Here is a 3,626-nt window from a genome sequence, read left to right as displayed (position 1 = left end):
AGGACAGTGGGACTGACGGGAAAGCCCCAACCCATCCCTGAGACCGCCCCGCTGGGACCCCGACGCCCCCGGTCCCGCCCTACTGCTCGCTACCGCCCGGCAGGCGCCCGCCCCCCACCCCACCGGCCCGCAGACGGGGAGGCGGGTGGGCAGACACCGCTCGACCGGGACCCCTCGAGGGGGAGATGGCGGGCCCCAGCCGCGAGCACCCGCGACCCACGTTCCGTCCGCTCCCGAGGCCCCTCACGCCGGTGACGCGTGCCTCCGGGCTCGTAGTGCCAGGCTCAGGGAGAGGACCGTCTCCGGGTCGTCCAGGTCCGTGCCCAGGAGCTCCGAGATGCGGGCCAGCCGGTTGTACAGGGTCTGGCGGTTGAGGTGGAGTTCGCGCGCCGTCTCCGCCTTGCGGCCCGCGTGGGCCAGGTACGTCTCCAGGGTCGGCAGCAGCGGCGGCCGGGACGTGGCGTCGTGGGTGCGCAGCGCCCCGATCGCCCGGTCCACGAACGCCGCCAGGTCCGGGTGTTCCCGCAGCCGCCACAGCAGCAGGTCGATGTCCAGGCGGCGGGCGTCGTACCAGGGCCGGGCCGGCAGGCCGTGGGCGGCGGTGGCCGTCTCCGCGGCGTGCCGCAGGCCCGCGGAGGCCGCCGCCCAGCTCCCGGAGACGCCGACCACCACCACCGGCGGGGACCCCGCCCGGTCCAGGCCGGCCCGTTCCACCCCGGCCCGCAGCGCGGCCGCGACCCGGTCGGCGACGGCCGCGCGCTCCGACTCGGCGCGCAGCGACACCAGCAGCGGCACCCGGCCCTCCACCGGGCGGACGCCCAGCAGCACCGGCACCCCGACCGAGGACAGCTCCTCCTGCACCGCCCGGGCCAGCACCGACCAGTTCCCGGACGGCACCAGCTCCGAGGACAGCCGCATCACCAGCGGCAGCAGCGGGCCCGCCCCCGGCCGGAAGCCCAGCACCCGCGCCTGCGCCGGGGCGTCCTCCGCCGAGATCCGCCCCTCGGCCAGGTCCGTCAGGAAGTCCCCCCGGCCGCGCGCGGCGAGCTCCTCCTCCTGCCGGGCCTGCATCAGGACCACGGCCAGCACCCCGGCCGTCCGCTCCGCCGCCATCCGGTGCACCGGCAGCAGCGGCGCCGAGACCCCGACCAGCACGACCCGCGCCCGTACCGAGCCCGTACCGTGCCCGCCGCCCGGCACGTCCACCACGACCGCGTTCGCCGGGGGCTCGGCCGCGCGCTGCCCCCGCAGCCCCTCCCACACCTGCAGCGGGTCCGCCGCGGCCTCCCCGGCCACCGGCCCGGCCGCGTACAGCAGTTGGCCGTCCGGGGTCTCCAGAAAGACCGGGTTGGCGGTGAAGTCGGCCAGGATGCGCAGCACCTGCGGGATCCCGCCGCCGCCCAACAGGGCCTCCGTGCAGCGCCGGTGGACCTCCTCGGCCCGCTGCAGGAGCGCGTAGTGATGGTTGACGATCTCGGTGTGGATTTCCTCCGTCACCGTGACGAACGGGACTTCCCGGTGCAGCTGGACCAGCGGCAGCCCGGCCGTTCGCGCCGTCTCCACCAGGGTCGCCGGGAGCCGGGTGAAACGCGGCCCGAGCTCCACGACCAGCGCGGCGATCCCCCGGTCCGCGAGCCGGCGTACGAAGGCGCGCTGCTCGGCGGGCCGGGTGCCCAGTCCCAGCCCGGTGGTCAGCAGCAGCTCGCCGCCCTTGAGCAGCGACGCGATGTTGGGCACCTCGCCCGCGTGCACCCAGCGCACGGTCCGCCCGAGGCGGTCGGCGCAGGCCACCACCTCTGGCAGTCCGCTGCGCAGTCCCGGCAGCTCCAGCGCCCGCTGAACGGTGATCCCGCCCTGGTTGTCCATATCGCGGGACGCTACCGGCCGCTCTGTTCCGAGGACATCACCGGGTGGTTACGGAGCCCGGCATGTCCCCCATGTCCCCCGGCCGGGCCGACAACTCGTCGCCCCCGCAAGGAGATTATCGGACCGCGTGCCGATTGTGGCCTGCGTCACGCGGAGGGAGAGTGACGGCCTCGCGAACGACCTCCCGACAGGAACGAGGACGACCCGATGAGCAGAGCCGGCGCCACCCCTTCTCCCGCGGCCCCACCGACACCGGGAACACCCCCGGTCCAGCGCCTCAAGGCCAACTCCGTCGGCCTCGTCGGCGTGGTCTTCATGGCCGTCGCGACCGCCGCGCCGATCACCGCGATGACCGGCAACCTCCCCATCGCGGTCGGCTTCGGCAACGGCACCGGCGCCCCCGCCGGCTACCTCTTCGCCACCCTGGTCCTGACCGTCTTCGCGGTCGGCTACGTGGCGATGGCCAAGCGGATCACCGCCGCCGGCGCCTTCTACGGCTACATCTCGCACGGCCTCGGCCGGATCGCCGGCATGGCCTCCGGCATGCTCGCCGTCCTCGCCTACATCGTCTTCGAGGCGTCCATCGTCGGTGTCTTCTCCTACTTCGCCAAGACCACCGTCCACGACCAGCTCGGCGTCGACCTGCCCTGGATCGTCTACGCGGCCGCGATGCTCGCCGTCACCGCCGTCCTCGCCCACTTCGACATCAACCTCACCGCCAAGGCCCTCGGGGTGATGCTCGTCGCGGAGATCGCCGTCCTCTTCGCGGTGGCCACCGCCGTCCTGGTCGCGGGCGGCGGCCCGGACGGGATCCCCGTCGAGCCGGTCAACCCGAAGAACGCCTTCACCGGGACCTCCGCCGGGCTCGGCCTCTTCTTCGCCTTCTGGTCCTGGGTCGGCTTCGAGTCCACCGCCATGTACGGGGAGGAGTCCCGTGACCCCAAGCGGGTCATCCCCCGGGCCACCCTCGTCTCCGTCGTCGGCGTCGGCCTCTTCTACATCTACGTCTCCTGGATGACCATCGCCGGCAACGGCCTGGCGAAGTCCGTCGAACTGTCCGCCTCCGCCAGCCCGCTGGACCTGTTCTTCGCCCCTGCCCACCAGTTCATCGGGGCCTGGGCCGTCGACGCCTTCCAGTGGCTGCTGCTCACCGGCTCCTTCGCCTGCGGGATGGCCTTCCACCAGTGCGCCGCCCGCTACCTCTACGCCATCGGCCGCGAGGGCTTCCTGCACCCCGCCCTCGGCCGCACCCACCCCCGGCACGGCTCGCCGTACCTCTCCTCCGTCGTGCAGACCGTCATCGCCACCGCCCTGGTCGCCGGGTTCTGGCTCACCGGCCAGGACCCGTACCTCCACCTCTACACCCTGCTCGCGATCCTCGGCACGATGGCCATCCTGATCGTGCAGACCCTGTGCTCCTTCGCCGTCATCGGCTACTTCCGCCGCAACCACCCCGAGGACCGGCACTGGTTCCGGACCCTCACCGCCCCGCTGCTCGGCGGGATCGGCATGACCGCCGTCGTGGTCCTGCTGGTCCTCAACATGCAGACCGCGGCCGGGGCCGCCGCCGGCTCCCTCTTCTTCAAGCTGATCCCCTGGATCGTCGGCGCGGTCTTCCTGGGCGGGCTGGGCCTGGGCTTCTGGCTCAAGTACAAGGCCCCCGAACGCTACGAGATCATCGGCCGGATCGTCCTGGAGGACGCCGCCGAACGCGATGACGCCCCCACCGCCCTGCCGGACCCGGCCGCCCCCTCCGGCCC

At 73.7% G+C, this 3,626-nt stretch carries 2 protein-coding genes; one reads left to right on the top strand and one right to left on the bottom strand.

Features of this window, described 5'->3' with window-relative positions:
• Nucleotides 1–243 precede the first annotated feature (243 nt).
• Nucleotides 244–1,866, bottom strand: a complete 1,623-nt coding sequence (locus tag VR44_RS37595; RefSeq protein ID WP_045952162.1) for a PucR family transcriptional regulator — start codon at nucleotides 1,864–1,866, stop codon at nucleotides 244–246.
• Between the two features lie 207 nt (nucleotides 1,867–2,073).
• Here VR44_RS37595 and VR44_RS37590 point away from each other — a divergent pair.
• A partial coding sequence (locus VR44_RS37590; RefSeq protein WP_063779019.1) for an APC family permease occupies nucleotides 2,074–3,626 on the top strand: 1,553 nt, incomplete at its 3' end.

This window comes from Streptomyces katrae, assembly GCF_000966975.1.
Classification (GTDB): domain Bacteria; phylum Actinomycetota; class Actinomycetes; order Streptomycetales; family Streptomycetaceae; genus Streptomyces; species Streptomyces katrae.
The sequence above is the reverse complement of the archived record's forward strand: the minus strand, read 5'-3'. Positions and strand labels throughout refer to the sequence as shown.